Source organism: Pseudomonas chaetocerotis (assembly GCF_015712105.2).
Taxonomy (GTDB): domain Bacteria; phylum Pseudomonadota; class Gammaproteobacteria; order Pseudomonadales; family Pseudomonadaceae; genus Aquipseudomonas; species Aquipseudomonas chaetocerotis.
The window spans coordinates 1-14,013 of the sequence record NZ_JACFYX020000017.1 but is presented as its reverse complement, the minus strand read 5'-3'; the positions used below and the strand labels follow the sequence as shown (position 1 = coordinate 14,013).

At 64.7% G+C, this 14,013-nt stretch carries 11 protein-coding genes; all 11 read left to right on the top strand.

Annotated features, from left to right (window positions below; genetic code table 11):
• Window positions 1-63 precede the first annotated feature (63 nt).
• Entirely contained in the window at window positions 64-1,845 is a 1,782-nt protein-coding gene (gene nuoC, locus H3221_RS23395) for an NADH-quinone oxidoreductase subunit C/D (protein ID WP_196476178.1), read from the top strand.
• 1 nt (window position 1,846) lies between these two features.
• On the top strand, window positions 1,847-2,341 hold the full coding sequence (nuoE, locus tag H3221_RS23390) for an NADH-quinone oxidoreductase subunit NuoE (protein ID WP_196476179.1): 495 nt from the start codon (window positions 1,847-1,849) through the stop codon (window positions 2,339-2,341).
• Entirely contained in the window at window positions 2,338-3,684 is a 1,347-nt protein-coding gene (gene nuoF / locus H3221_RS23385) for an NADH-quinone oxidoreductase subunit NuoF (protein WP_196476180.1), read from the top strand. The genes nuoE and nuoF overlap by 4 nt, the downstream gene beginning before the upstream one ends.
• Before the next feature lie 58 nt (window positions 3,685-3,742).
• Window positions 3,743-6,466 carry an NADH-quinone oxidoreductase subunit NuoG gene (gene nuoG / locus H3221_RS23380; protein ID WP_196476181.1) on the top strand — a complete coding sequence of 908 codons (2,724 nt, stop codon included), beginning with the start codon at window positions 3,743-3,745 and terminating at the stop codon, window positions 6,464-6,466.
• Window positions 6,463-7,455, top strand: a complete 993-nt coding sequence (nuoH, locus tag H3221_RS23375; protein ID WP_196476182.1) for an NADH-quinone oxidoreductase subunit NuoH — start codon at window positions 6,463-6,465, stop codon at window positions 7,453-7,455. The genes nuoG and nuoH overlap by 4 nt, the downstream gene beginning before the upstream one ends.
• 10 nt (window positions 7,456-7,465) lie before the next feature.
• Entirely contained in the window at window positions 7,466-8,014 is a 549-nt protein-coding gene (gene nuoI / locus H3221_RS23370) for an NADH-quinone oxidoreductase subunit NuoI (RefSeq protein ID WP_196476183.1), read from the top strand.
• 67 nt (window positions 8,015-8,081) lie between these two features.
• Window positions 8,082-8,591, top strand: coding sequence for an NADH-quinone oxidoreductase subunit J (gene nuoJ / locus H3221_RS23365; protein ID WP_017360843.1), 510 nt, complete (start codon window positions 8,082-8,084; stop codon window positions 8,589-8,591).
• A complete protein-coding gene (gene nuoK, locus H3221_RS23360) occupies window positions 8,588-8,896 on the top strand; it encodes an NADH-quinone oxidoreductase subunit NuoK (protein ID WP_003460477.1) in 309 nt (102 codons plus the stop codon). Before nuoJ ends, nuoK begins: the two co-directional genes overlap by 4 nt.
• On the top strand, window positions 8,893-10,743 hold the full coding sequence (nuoL, locus tag H3221_RS23355) for an NADH-quinone oxidoreductase subunit L (RefSeq protein WP_196476184.1): 1,851 nt from the start codon (window positions 8,893-8,895) through the stop codon (window positions 10,741-10,743). The genes nuoK and nuoL overlap by 4 nt, the downstream gene beginning before the upstream one ends.
• 13 nt (window positions 10,744-10,756) lie before the next feature.
• Window positions 10,757-12,286, top strand: coding sequence for an NADH-quinone oxidoreductase subunit M (gene nuoM, locus H3221_RS23350; RefSeq protein ID WP_196476185.1), 1,530 nt, complete (start codon window positions 10,757-10,759; stop codon window positions 12,284-12,286).
• A 19-nt stretch (window positions 12,287-12,305) separates the two neighbouring features.
• Complete coding sequence (gene nuoN / locus H3221_RS23345; protein WP_196476186.1) at window positions 12,306-13,790, top strand: NADH-quinone oxidoreductase subunit NuoN; 1,485 nt, start codon at window positions 12,306-12,308, stop codon at window positions 13,788-13,790.
• Window positions 13,791-14,013: the final 223 nt, after the last annotated feature.

Here is a 14,013-nt window from a genome sequence, read left to right as displayed (position 1 = left end):
GCCGATGCTTGCCTGCGCAAGCGTCACGCCCACTTTCTACGTTGATCGACAGCGACCGAGACCATGACTCAAGACACCGTTGTGTCCATACCGCCTTACAAGGCTGACGACCAGGACGTCGTCGCCGAACTGCGCGCCCGTTTTGGCGACGACAGTTTCACCCTGCAATCGACCCGCACCGGCATGCCGGTACTCTGGGTCGCCCGTGAGCGACTGATCGAAGTCCTCACCTGCCTGCGCAACCTGCCGCGCCCCTATGTGATGCTGTTTGATCTGCACGGCGTCGACGAGCGCCTGCGCACCCAGCGTCGCGGCCTGCCGGACGCCGACTTCACGGTGTTCTATCACCTGATGTCGCTGGAGCGTAACAGCGACGTGATGATCAAGGTCGGCCTGAGCGAGCGCGATCTCAACCTGCCCACCGCCACCAGTATCTGGCCCAACGCCAACTGGTACGAGCGCGAAGTCTGGGACCTGTACGGCATCACCTTCACCGGTCACCCGCATCTGAGCCGCATCATGATGCCGCCGACCTGGGAAGGTCATCCGCTGCGCAAGGACTACCCGGCGCGCGCCACCGAATTCGACCCGTTCAGCCTGACCCTGGCCAAGCAGCAACTGGAAGAAGAAGCCGCGCGCTTCCGCCCCGAAGACTGGGGCATGAAGCGTGGTGGCGAGCACGAGGACTACATGTTCCTCAACCTCGGCCCCAACCACCCCTCCGCGCACGGCGCCTTCCGCATCATCCTGCAGCTCGACGGCGAAGAGATCGTCGATTGCGTACCGGAGATCGGCTACCACCACCGTGGCGCCGAGAAGATGGCCGAGCGTCAGAGCTGGCACAGCTTCATCCCCTACACCGACCGTATCGACTACCTCGGTGGGGTGATGAACAACCTGCCCTACGTGCTGGCGGTGGAGAAGCTCGCTGGCATCAAGGTGCCGCAGAAGGTCGACGTGATTCGCATCATGCTCGCCGAATTCTTCCGCATCACCAGCCACCTCCTGTTCCTCGGCACCTACATCCAGGACGTCGGCGCCATGACGCCGGTGTTCTTCACCTTCACCGACCGTCAGCGCGCCTACAAGGTGATCGAAGCCATCACCGGTTTCCGCCTGCACCCGGCCTGGTATCGCATCGGCGGCGTCGCCCACGACCTGCCGCGCGGCTGGGACAGGCTGGTCAAGGAATTCGTCGACTGGCTGCCCAAGCGTCTCGACGAATACGAGAAGGCGGCGCTGAAGAACAGTATCCTCAAGGCCCGCACCATCGGCGTTGCGCAGTACAACACCAAGGAAGCGCTGGAATGGGGCACTACCGGAGCCGGCCTGCGCGCCACCGGTTGCGACTTCGACCTGCGCAAGGCGCGCCCCTACTCCGGCTACGAGCACTTCGATTTCGAGGTGCCGCTGGCCGTCAATGGCGACGCCTATGACCGCTGCATGGTGCGCGTGGAGGAGATGCGCCAGAGCATCCGCATCATCGACCAGTGCCTGAAGAACATGCCGGAAGGCCCGTACAAGGCCGATCACCCGCTGACCACGCCACCGCCGAAAGAGCGCACGCTGCAGCACATCGAAACCCTGATCACCCACTTCTTGCAGGTTTCCTGGGGCCCGGTCATGCCGGCCAACGAAGCCTTCCAGATGATCGAGGCGACCAAGGGCATCAACAGCTACTACCTGACGAGCGACGGCAGCACCATGAGCTACCGCACCCGGATTCGCACCCCCAGCTTCCCCCATCTGCAGCAGATCCCCTCGGTGATTCGCGGCAGCATGGTGGCGGACCTGATCGCCTACCTGGGCAGTATCGACTTCGTCATGGCCGACGTGGACCGCTGATATGAATACGCTAATTCAGACCGATCGTTTCACCCTCAGCGAAACCGAGCGCTCGGCCATCGAGCACGAGATGCATCACTACGAGGACCCGCGCGCCGCCAGCATCGAAGCGCTGAAGATCGTGCAGAAGGCACGCGGCTGGGTGCCGGACGGCGCCGCTGACGCCATTGGCGAAATCCTCGGCATTCCGGCCAGCGACGTCGAGGGCGTGGCCACCTTCTATAGCCAGATATTCCGCCAGCCAGTTGGCCGCCACATCATCCGCGTGTGCGACAGCATGACCTGCTACATCGGCGGCCATGAGTCTGTGGTCAGTGAGATGCACAAGCAGCTTGGCATCGGCCTCGGCCAGACCACCACCGACAACCGTTTCACCCTGCTGCCGGTGTGCTGCCTGGGCAACTGCGACAAGGCACCGGCACTGATGATCGACGACGACACCTTCGGCGACATCCAGCCCGCCGACGTCGCCAAGCTGCTGGAGGCCTATCAATGAAAGCGCTCACCTCCATTGGTCCAGCCAACCGCGTTGCCCGCAGCGAAGAAACCCATCCGCTGACCTGGCGCCTGCGTGACGACGCCCAGCCGGTATGGCTGGCCGAATACCAGGCCAAGAACGGCTACGCTGCCGCGCGCAAGGCACTGACCGAGATGGCCCAGGCCGACATCGTGCAGACCGTCAAGGAATCCGGCCTCAAGGGCCGTGGCGGCGCAGGCTTCCCCACGGGCGTGAAGTGGGGCCTGATGCCGGCCGACGAATCCATGAACATCCGCTACCTGCTGTGCAATGCCGATGAAATGGAGCCCAACACCTGGAAAGACCGCATGCTGATGGAACAGCTGCCGCACCTGCTGGTGGAAGGCATGCTGATCTCGGCGCGCGCGCTCAAGGCCTATCGCGGCTACATCTTCCTGCGTGGCGAGTACGTCGACGCCGCCGCCAACGTCAACCGTGCCATCGATGAGGCCAAGGCCGCCGGCCTGCTCGGCAAGAACATCTTCGGCTCAGGCTTCGATTTCGAGCTGTTCGTGCACACCGGCGCCGGCCGTTACATCTGCGGCGAAGAAACCGCACTGATCAACTCGCTGGAAGGCCGCCGCGCCAACCCGCGCGCCAAGCCGCCCTTCCCCGCCGCCGTCGGCGTGTGGGGCAAGCCGACCTGCGTCAACAACGTCGAGACCCTGTGCAACGTGCCGGCCATCGTCGGCCAGGGCGTGGACTGGTACAAGGGCCTCGCCCGTCCTGGCAGCGAAGACCACGGCACCAAGTTGATGGGCTTCTCCGGCAAGGTGAAGAACCCCGGCCTGTGGGAACTGCCGTTCGGCATCAGCGCCCGTGAACTGTTCGAGGAGCATGCCGGCGGCATGCGCGACGGCTACCGGCTCAAATGCTGGCAGCCCGGCGGAGCCGGTACCGGCTTCCTGCTGCCCGAGCACCTCGACGCGCAGATGTACGCCGGCGGCATCGCCAAGGTCGGTACGCGCATGGGCACCGGCCTGGCGCTGGCGGTCGATGACTCGATCAACATGGTGTCACTGCTGCGCAACATGGAGGAGTTCTTCGCTCGCGAGTCCTGCGGCTGGTGCACGCCATGCCGTGACGGCCTGCCCTGGAGCGTGAAGATCCTCCGTGCGCTGGAGCGCGGGCAAGGCACCGCCGAAGACATCCGCACCCTGCTCGGCCTGGTCAACTTTCTCGGCCCGGGCAAGACCTTCTGTGCTCACGCGCCAGGCGCGGTGGAGCCATTGGGCAGTGCCATCAAATACTTCCGTGAAGAGTTCGAGGCCGGTGTGGCCAAGGTGGCGACCACGCCCCGCATGCCGGCAAGCGCGAGCTGAACAGACGAATTCCCTTAGCCAGCCGCTTTAGCAAGCGGGTAAACGAAGACTTGAAGAAATGGCCACTATCCACGTAGACGGCAAAGATTTCGAAGTCGATGGTGCAGACAACCTCCTGCAGGCCTGCCTGTCCCTCGGACTCGATATCCCCTACTTCTGCTGGCACCCGGCGCTAGGTAGCGTCGGGGCGTGCCGGCAGTGCGCGGTCAAGCAGTACAACGACGAGAACGACACCCGCGGTCGTATCGTCATGTCCTGCATGACGCCTGCCACTGACAACACCTGGATCAGCATCGACGACGAAGAGTCCAAGGCGTTCCGCGCCAGCGTCGTCGAATGGCTGATGACCAACCACCCGCACGACTGCCCGGTGTGCGAGGAAGGTGGTCACTGTCACCTGCAGGACATGACGGTGATGACCGGGCACAACGCCCGCCGCTACCGCTTCACCAAACGCACCCACCAGAATCAGGAGCTAGGTCCGTTCATCGCCCACGAGATGAACCGCTGCATCGCCTGCTACCGCTGCGTGCGCTACTACAAGGACTACGCCGGCGGCACCGACCTGGGTGTGTTCGGCGCGCACGACAACGTGTACTTCGGCCGCGTCGAGGACGGCACGCTGGAAAGCGAGTTCTCCGGCAACCTGGTCGAGGTCTGTCCGACTGGCGTGTTCACCGACAAGACCCACTCCGAGCGCTACAACCGCAAGTGGGACATGCAGTTCGCCCCGAGCATCTGCCATGGCTGCTCCAGCGGCTGCAACATCAGCCCCGGTGAGCGCTACGGCGAGCTGCGCCGCATCGAGAACCGCTTCAACGGCTCGGTCAACCAGTACTTCCTCTGTGACCGGGGCCGCTTCGGCTACGGCTACGTCAACAACGCGGATCGTCCGCGCCAGCCTCTGCTGGCCGGCCAGGCCATCGGCATCGATGCCGCGCTGGACAAGGCCGCCGAGCTGCTCAAGGGCAAGCGCGTGATCGGCATCGGTTCGCCTCGCGCCAGCCTCGAATCCAACTTCGCCCTGCGCGAACTGGTCGGCGCCGATAATTTCTACAGCGGCATCGCTGCCCGCGAACTGGACAACATCGGCCTGATTCGCGACATCCTGCAAAACGGCCCACTGCCGACGCCGACCCTGCGCGACATCGAGCTGCATGATGCCATCTTCGTCCTCGGCGAGGACCTGACCCAGACCGCCGCGCGCATGGCCCTGGCCCTGCGTCAGGCCGTCAAGGGCAAAGCCACCGAGATCGCTGCCGGTGCGCGCATTCAGGACTGGCACATGGCAGCCGTGCAGAACGTTGCGCAACACGCTCTGCACCCGCTGTTCATCGCCAGCATTGGCGAGACCCGCCTGGATGACGTAGCGACCGAGAACGTGCATGCCGCACCGGCCGATCTGGCCCGTATCGGCTTCGCCGTAGCCCATGCCATCGACCCGAGCGCACCGGCGGTCGATGGTCTGGAAGCCGAGGCTCAAGCGCTGGTACAGCGCATCGCCGATGCCCTGCTGGCAGCCCAACGCCCGCTGATCGTCTCCGGCGCCTCACTGGGCGACAAGGCCTTGATCGAAGCTGCCGCCAATATCGCCAGCGCGCTGAAAAACCGCGAGAAAAACGGCTCGCTGAGCCTGGTGGTGCCGGAAGCCAACAGCCTGGGCCTGGCACTGCTGCTGGGCGAAGCGTTGGACGGCAAGTCCGTCGATGCCGCACTGGATGCCCTGAGCAGCGGCCAGGCCGATGCCGTGATCGTGCTGGAAAACGACCTGTACCGCCGCGCCGATGCGGCCAGGATCGATGCGGCGCTCGACGCCGCACAGGCAATTATCGTCGCCGATCACCAACGCACCGCCACCAGCGAACGTGCCCACCTGCTACTGCCCGTAGCCTCCTTCGCCGAGGGCGATGGCACGCTGGTCAGCCTCGAGGGCCGAGCTCAGCGCTTCTTCCAGGTCTATGAACCGAGCTACTACGACAGCAACATTCTGATCCGTGAAGGCTGGCGCTGGCTGCACGCGCTGCACAGCACCCTGCAGGGCGCGGCCGTGGACTGGACGCAACTGGATCAGGTCACCGCAGCCTGCGCCGCCAGCCATCCGCTGCTGGCCGGCATCAAGGACGCTGCGCCGAGCGCCTCGTTCCGCATCAAGGGCCTCAAGCTCGCGCGCGAACCGCACCGCTACAGCGGCCGCACCGCCATGCGCGCCAACATCAGCGTGCACGAGCCGCGTCAGCCGCAGGATCAGGACTCGGCCTTCGCCTTCTCCATGGAAGGCTACGCCGGCAGCTCTGAGGCTCGACAGCAGATTCCGTTCGCCTGGTCGCCGGGCTGGAACTCGCCGCAGGCCTGGAACAAGTTCCAGGACGAGGTCGGTGGTCACCTGCGTGCCGGAGACCCTGGCGTGCGCCTGCTCGAAGCCGCCGGCAACGCCCTGCCCTGGTTCGCGGTGAACGACGCGTTCAACCCGGCCGCAGGCACCTGGCAGGTTGCACCGCTGCACCACCTGTTCGGCAGCGAGGAAAACTCCGCGCGCGCCAAACCGATTCAGGCGCGCATGCCCGAGCCCTACGTGGCCCTGGCCCGCGAAGAGGCGGCACGCCTTGGGTTCAGCGACGGCGCGCTGCTGACCCTGCGCGTCAACGGCCAGGCGCTGCGCCTGCCGCTCAAGGTCCGTGAAGACCTGGCCATCGGCCTGGTTGGTCTGCCGGTTGGCTTGCCGGGCATTGCGGCGACGCTCGCCGGTGCCAGCGTGACCCTGCTGCAGGAGGCCGCACAATGAGCTGGCTGACGCCCGAACTGATCGAGATCGTCGTTGCAGTGCTCAAGGCCATCGTCATCCTGCTGGTGGTGGTGGTCTGCGGCGCGCTGCTGAGCTTCGTCGAGCGGCGCCTGCTGGGTTGGTGGCAGGATCGCTACGGCCCCAACCGCGTGGGGCCGTTCGGCATGTTCCAGATCGCCGCCGACATGATCAAGATGTTCTTCAAGGAGGACTGGACGCCGCCGTTCGCCGACAGGTTCATCTTCATCCTGGCGCCGATGATCGCCTTCTCGGCGATGCTGATGGCCTTCGCCATCATCCCGATCACCCCGACCTGGGGCGTGGCGGACCTGAACATCGGCATCCTGTTCTTCTTCGCCATGGCGGGCCTGTCGGTCTACGCGGTGCTGTTCGCCGGCTGGTCGAGCAACAACAAGTTCGCCCTGCTCGGCAGCCTGCGTGCCTCGGCCCAGACCATTTCCTACGAGGTGTTCCTGGCCTTGGCGTTGATGGGCGTGGTGGCGCAGGTCGGCTCGTTCAACATGCGTGACATCGTCGATTATCAGGCGCAGAACCTGTGGTTCATCATTCCGCAGTTCTTCGGCTTCTGTACCTTCTTCATCGCTGCCGTCGCCGTGACCCACCGTCACCCGTTCGATCAGCCAGAAGCCGAGCAGGAGCTGGCCGATGGTTACCACATCGAATACGCCGGGATGAAATGGGGCATGTTCTTCGTCGGCGAATACGTCGCCATCGTCACCGTATCCGCGCTGCTGGTGACCCTGTTCTTCGGTGGCTGGCATGGCCCGTTCGGCCTTCTGCCGCAGATTCCGTTCTTCTGGTTCGCGCTGAAAACGGCCTTCTTCATCATGATCTTCATCCTGCTGCGCGCGTCGATCCCACGCCCGCGCTATGACCAGGTCATGGCCTTCAGCTGGAAGTTCTGCCTGCCGCTGACCCTGATCAACCTGCTGGTGACCGGCGCCGTCGTGCTGGCCACGGCCCAGTAAGGAGAAAGCAATGTTCAAGTACATCTGGGACATCCTGGTTGGCACTGCCACCCAGCTGCGCAGCCTGGCCATGGTCTTCAGCCATGGCTTTCGCAAGCGCGACACCCTGCAATACCCGGAAGAGCAGGTCTACCTGCCGCCGCGCTACCGTGGCCGTATCGTTCTGACCCGCGACCCTGATGGCGAGGAGCGCTGCGTGGCCTGCAACCTGTGCGCCGTGGCCTGCCCGGTGGGCTGCATCTCGCTGCAGAAGGCCGAGACCGACGACGGTCGCTGGTACCCGGAGTTCTTTCGCATCAACTTCTCGCGCTGCATCTTCTGCGGTCTGTGCGAGGAAGCCTGCCCGACCACGGCGATCCAGCTCACCCCCGATTTCGAGATGGGCGAGTTCAAACGTCAGGATCTGGTGTACGAGAAGGAAGACCTGCTGATCAGCGGCCCCGGCAAGAACCCGGACTACAACTTCTACCGCGTGGCCGGTATGGCCATCGCCGGCAAGCCCAAGGGCGCCGCGCAGAACGAGGCCGAGCCGATCAACGTCAAGGGCCTGTTGCCATGACTCGTTCTTACCCTCTCCCCCAGCCCCTCTCCCGTAAGCGGGAGCGGGGCGCCATGAGGAGCTTCTGATGGAATTTGCGTTCTACTTCGCCGCCGGTGTGGCGGTGGCAGCAACGGTCGGGGTGGTTACCAACACCAACCCGGTGCATGCCTTGCTTTACCTCATCGTCTCGCTGCTGGCGGTGTCGATGGTGTTCTTTGCCCTCGGTGCACCCTTTGCCGGCGCGCTGGAAATCATCGTCTACGCCGGCGCCATCATGGTGCTGTTCGTGTTCGTGGTGATGATGCTCAACCTAGGCCCGGCCGCAGCCGAGCAGGAACGCAAGTGGCTGACACCTGGCATCTGGGTCGGCCCGGCGATTCTCAGTGCCCTGCTGCTGGGCCAGTTGCTCTACGTGCTGCTCAACCATGTCAGCGACGCCCACATCGGCCACACCACGGTCGAAGCCAAGGCCGTCGGTATCAGCCTGTTCGGCCCCTACCTGCTGGCCGTGGAGCTGGCCTCCATGCTGCTGCTCGCCGCACTGGTCGCCGCCTACCACCTGGGCCGTCATGACGCCAAGGAGCCAACCGCATGACTGGCATTCCACTCGAACACGGCCTGGCCCTGGCCGGTGTGCTGTTCTGCATCGGCCTGGTCGGCCTGATGGTGCGGCGCAACATCCTGTTCATCCTGATGAGCCTGGAAGTGATGATGAACGCCGCCGCGCTCGCCTTCGTCGTGGCCGGTGCCCGCTGGGGCGCGGCTGACGGCCAGGTGATGTTCATTCTGGTGATCACCCTGGCGGCCGCCGAGGCCAGCATCGGCCTGGCGATCCTGCTGCAGCTGTATCGCCGCTTCAACACCCTGGATATCGACGCTGCCAGCGAGATGCGCGGATGAACCTTCTAGCCCTGACTCTATTTTTTCCGCTGCTCGGCTGGTTGCTGCTGGCCTTCTCGCGCGGACGTTTCTCGGAGAACGCCAGTGCCGTGATCGGTGTCGGCTCCATCGGTCTGGCGGCTGCCAGCGCCGCCTGGGTGATCGCCGCCTTCCTCGGCAACCCGCCAGCCGGTGGCGCCTACAGCCTGACCCTGTGGCAGTGGATGAGCGTCGAAGGCCTGGCGCCGAGCTTCACCCTGCACCTGGACGGATTGTCCGTGACCATGCTCGGCGTGGTCACCGGCGTGGGTTTTCTGATCCACCTGTTCGCCAGCTGGTACATGCGCGGTGAAGAAGGCTATTCGCGCTTCTTCGCCTACACCAACCTGTTCATCTTCAGCATGTTGCTGCTGGTACTGGGCGACAACCTGCTGGTGCTGTTCTTCGGCTGGGAAGGCGTGGGCCTGTGCTCGTACCTGCTGATCGGCTTCTACTACAAGCACGTGCCCAACGGCAACGCGGCGCTCAAGGCGTTCATCGTCACCCGTATTGGCGACGTGTTCCTGATGATTGGCCTGTTCCTGCTGTTCCTCAACCTCGGCACCCTGAACATCCAGGAGCTGATGCTGCTGGCCCCGCAGCGATACGTGGCCGGGGACACCTGGCTATGGCTGGCCACGCTGATGCTGCTGGGCGGCGCGGTGGGTAAATCCGCCCAGTTGCCGCTGCAGACCTGGCTGGCCGACGCCATGGCCGGTCCGACCCCGGTGTCGGCGCTGATCCACGCGGCGACCATGGTCACCGCGGGTGTGTACCTGATCGCCCGTACCCACGGCCTGTTCCTGCTGACCCCGGAGATTCTCGAACTGGTCGGCATCGTCGGCGGCGTGACCCTGGTGCTGGCCGGTTTCGCCGCGCTGGTGCAGACCGATATCAAGCGCATCCTCGCCTACTCGACCATGAGCCAGATCGGCTACATGTTCCTCGCCCTGGGCGTCGGTGCCTGGGACGCGGCGATCTTCCACCTGATGACCCATGCCTTCTTCAAGGCCCTGCTGTTCCTGGCCTCCGGCGCGGTGATCCACGCCTGCCACCACGAGCAGAACATCTTCAGGATGGGCGGACTATGGAAGAAGCTGCCGCTGGCCTACGCCAGCTTCGTCGTCGGTGGCGCGGCGCTGGCTGCCCTGCCGCTGCTGACCGCCGGCTTCTACTCCAAGGACGAAATCCTCTGGGAAGCCTTCGCCAGCGGCCATAGCGAGCTGCTCTATGCGGGCCTGGTCGGCGCCTTCCTGACCTCGATCTACACCTTCCGCCTGATCTTCATCGCCTTCCACGGCGAGCAGAAGACCGAGGCACACGCCGGCCATGGCATCGCCCACAACCTGCCGCTGCTGGTGCTGATCGTGCTGTCGACCTTCATCGGCGCCTGGATCACCCCGCCGCTGGCCGGCGTGCTGCCGCAAAGCGTCGGCCACGCCGGCGGCGAGGCCAAGCACAGCCTGGAACTGCTCTCCGGCCTGATCGCGGTATCCGGCATCGTCATCGCCGCCCTGCTCTTCCTTGGCCAGCGCCGCGTCGCTTCGGCGGTGGCGCAGAGCGCGACGGGTCGCCTGTTGAGCGCCCTGTGGTTCGCCGCCTGGGGCTTCGACTGGCTCTACGACAAGCTGTTCGTGCGCCCTTACCTGGTGCTCTGCCACCTGCTGCGCCGCGACCCCATCGACCGCAGCATCAGTCTGATTCCGCTGCTTGCACGTGGCGGCAACGCCGCGCTGGTGCGCAGCGAAAACGGCCAGGTGCGCTGGTACGCCGCTTCGATCGCCGGGGGCGCCGTACTGGTGCTCGCCGCCATCCTCTTTTTGAGTTAAGGAAAACAGCCTGATGATTCTGCCCTGGCTAATCCTGATTCCCTTCATCGGCGGGCTACTGTGCTGGCAAGCCGAGCGCTTCGGTCACGTCCTGCCACGCTGGATCGCCCTGATCACCATGGCTCTGCTGTTCGGCCTGAGCCTGTGGCTGTGGGTCAGCGGTGACTTCACCCTGGCCCCGGCACCCGGCAGCGAGCCACGCTGGGCCCACGAGTTCGTCATCGACTGGATCCCGCGCTTGGGGATAACCATCCACCTGGCGATGGACGGCCTGTCGGTGCTGATGGTGACGCTAACCGGCCTGCTCGGTGTGCTGTCGGTACTCTGCTCGTGGAACGAGATCCAGAACCGCGTCGGCTTCTTCCACCTCAACCTGATGTGGATTCTCGGCGGCGTGGTCGGCGTGTTCCTCGCGGTCGACCTGTTCCTGTTCTTCTTCTTCTGGGAAATGATGCTGGTGCCGATGTACTTCCTCATCGCGCTCTGGGGTCATAGCGGCAGCGACGGTCGTACCCGCATCACCGCCGCCACCAAGTTCTTCATCTTCACCCAGGCCAGCGGCCTGATCATGCTGCTGGCGATCCTGGCCCTGGTGTTCGTGCACTTCAACCAGACCGGCGTGCTGACCTTCAACTACGCCGACCTGCTGAAGACCGAGCTGGCGCCAGGCACCGAGTACCTGCTGATGCTCGGTTTCTTCGTCGCCTTCGCGGTGAAGTTCCCGGTGGTGCCGGTGCACTCCTGGTTGCCGGACGCTCACGCCCAGGCACCGACCGCCGGATCCGTCGACCTGGCTGGCATTTTGCTGAAGACCGCCGCCTACGGCCTGCTGCGCTTCGCCCTGCCGCTGTTCCCCAATGCCTCGGCCGAGTTCGCGCCGATCGCCCAGTGGCTCGGTGTGTTCGCCATCCTCTATGGCGCCCTGCTGTCGTTCGCGCAGACCGACATCAAGCGCCTGGTGGCCTACTCCAGCGTCTCGCACATGGGCTTCGTGCTGATCGCCATCTATTCGGGCAGCCAGATCGCCCTGCAGGGTGCGGTGGTGCAGATGGTCGCCCACGGCCTGTCGGCCGCCGCGCTGTTCATCCTCTGCGGCCAGCTCTACGAGCGCGTGCACACCCGTGATCTGCGCCAGATGGGCGGCATCTGGGCGCGCATGCCCTGGCTGCCGGCCATCAGCCTGTTCTTCGCCGCTGCCGCGCTGGGTCTGCCGGGTACCGGCAACTTCGTCGGCGAATTCCTCATTCTGCTGGGCAGCTTCCCCGGCGCGCCCTGGGTCGTGGTGCTGGCCGCCACCGGCCTGGTGCTCGGCTCGGTGTATGCACTGGCGATGATCCACCGTGCCTATTTCGGGCCGGTGCAGGAGGACGCGCCGTTGCCGGGCCTCAAAGCCCGCGAACTGGCCATGGTCCTCGGCCTTGGCGTACTGCTGATTCTGCTCGGCGTTTACCCGCAACCGGTGCTCGATACCTCCGCGGCCAGCATGCATGGCGTGCAGCAGTGGATGGCTGGCGCTCTCGATCAACTCGCCTCGGGCCGGTAAGGGTAAGGATTAGAGACTCATGGAACATCACGCTGTCGAATTCACCCTGCAACACCTGATCGCCCTGCTACCGCTGCTGGTGACCAGCCTCACCGTGGTCGTGGTGATGCTGGCCATTGCCGCCAAGCGCAATCACGCCCTGACCTTCATCCTCTCGGTGGTGGGCCTGAACCTGGCGCTGCTGTCGTTGATACCGGCTATGGATGTGACGCCGCTGGAGGTCACCCCGCTGCTGCTGATCGACACCTTCGCCTGCTACTACATGGCGCTGGTGCTGGCCGCCAGCCTGGCCTGCGTCACGTTGATCCATGCCTACCTGGGCGGCAAGTCCGGCAAGGGCTACCCGGGCAACCGCGAGGAGCTGTACCTGCTGGTGCTGCTCTCCGCTGCCGGCGGCCTGGTGCTGGTCAGCGCCCAGCATCTGGCGGGCCTGTTCATCGGCCTGGAACTGCTGTCGGTGCCGACCTACGGCATGATCGCCTATGCCTTCTTCAACAAGCGTTCGCTGGAAGCCGGCATCAAGTACATGGTGCTGTCGGCCGCAGGCTCCGCCTTCCTGCTGTTCGGCATGGCGCTGCTGTACGCTGAATCGGGCAACCTGGGCTTTGCCGATATCGGTATCAGCCTGGCGCGGGAAAGCAGCCAGCTGGTGCAGATCGGCATCGGCATGATGCTGATCGGCCTGGCCTTCAAGCTGTCGTTGGTGCCCTTCCACCTGTGGACGCCGGATGTCTATGAAGGCGCGCCGGCACCAGTGGCCGCCTTCCTGGCCACCGCCAGCAAGGTGGCGGTGTTCGCCGTATTGCTGCGCCTGTACCAGATTTCCCCGGCCATGAGCGGCGGTTGGCTGAGCGAACTGCTGACGCTGATCGCCATTGCCTCGATCCTGTTCGGCAACCTGCTGGCGCTGCTGCAGAACAACCTCAAGCGCCTGCTCGGCTACTCCTCCATCGCCCACTTCGGCTACCTGCTGGTGGCGCTGATCGCCAGCAAGGGCCTGGCCGTGGAAGCCGTGGGCGTGTACCTCGCCACCTACGTGCTGACCAGCCTCGGCGCGTTCGGTGTGATCACCCTGATGTCCACGCCCTACAGCGGCCGCGATGCCGATGCGCTGTACGAGTACCGTGGTCTGTTCTGGCGCCGTCCGTACCTGACTGCCGTGCTCACGGTGATGATGCTGTCGCTGGCCGGCATTCCGCTGACGGCGGGTTTCATCGGCAAGTTCTACGTGATCGCTGCCGGTGTCGAGGCGCAGCTATGGTGGCTGCTCGGTGCCATGGTGCTGGGCAGCGCCATCGGCGTGTTCTATTACCTGCGGGTGATGGTCACGCTGTTCATGCGTGAGCCCAACATGCATCGCCACGACGCTCCCTTCGACTGGGGTCAGCGTGCTGGTGGCATCATGCTGCTGGTGGTTGCCCTGCTCGCCTTCATCATCGGCGTTTACCCGCAGCCACTGCTGGAGCTGGTGCAGCACGCCGGGCTGGTCGCCCTGGCACCGTAACCGTAGCTGTCTGACGAGACCGGCTTCTCTGAGGCAGTCCGCCTGGATCTGTGGGGCTTTCGCCCGCCAATCCAGGCAAACGGCGCCCTGCCGTTCAGGCATGCACAGTCATGGGCGCATCCTGAATCCATTCATGTGCGGCAGTTGTTCGAACGCATCGAGGTTGGCGTAAGGCAGGGATTGCCCCTCACCCACCTCGAAGATCGTCAGCGGCAGCGAGAAA

Coding starts and splice junctions, on each gene's coding strand:
- nuoG (WP_196476181.1), top strand. CDS start 3,743: ATGGCCACTATCCACGTAGACGGCAAAGATTTCGAAGTCGATGGTGCA.
- nuoN (WP_196476186.1), top strand. CDS start 12,306: ATGGAACATCACGCTGTCGAATTCACCCTGCAACACCTGATCGCCCTG.
- nuoF (WP_196476180.1), top strand. CDS start 2,338: ATGAAAGCGCTCACCTCCATTGGTCCAGCCAACCGCGTTGCCCGCAGC.
- nuoK (WP_003460477.1), top strand. CDS start 8,588: ATGACTGGCATTCCACTCGAACACGGCCTGGCCCTGGCCGGTGTGCTG.
- nuoE (WP_196476179.1), top strand. CDS start 1,847: ATGAATACGCTAATTCAGACCGATCGTTTCACCCTCAGCGAAACCGAG.
- nuoJ (WP_017360843.1), top strand. CDS start 8,082: ATGGAATTTGCGTTCTACTTCGCCGCCGGTGTGGCGGTGGCAGCAACG.
- nuoH (WP_196476182.1), top strand. CDS start 6,463: ATGAGCTGGCTGACGCCCGAACTGATCGAGATCGTCGTTGCAGTGCTC.
- nuoI (WP_196476183.1), top strand. CDS start 7,466: ATGTTCAAGTACATCTGGGACATCCTGGTTGGCACTGCCACCCAGCTG.
- nuoC (WP_196476178.1), top strand. CDS start 64: ATGACTCAAGACACCGTTGTGTCCATACCGCCTTACAAGGCTGACGAC.
- nuoM (WP_196476185.1), top strand. CDS start 10,757: ATGATTCTGCCCTGGCTAATCCTGATTCCCTTCATCGGCGGGCTACTG.
- nuoL (WP_196476184.1), top strand. CDS start 8,893: ATGAACCTTCTAGCCCTGACTCTATTTTTTCCGCTGCTCGGCTGGTTG.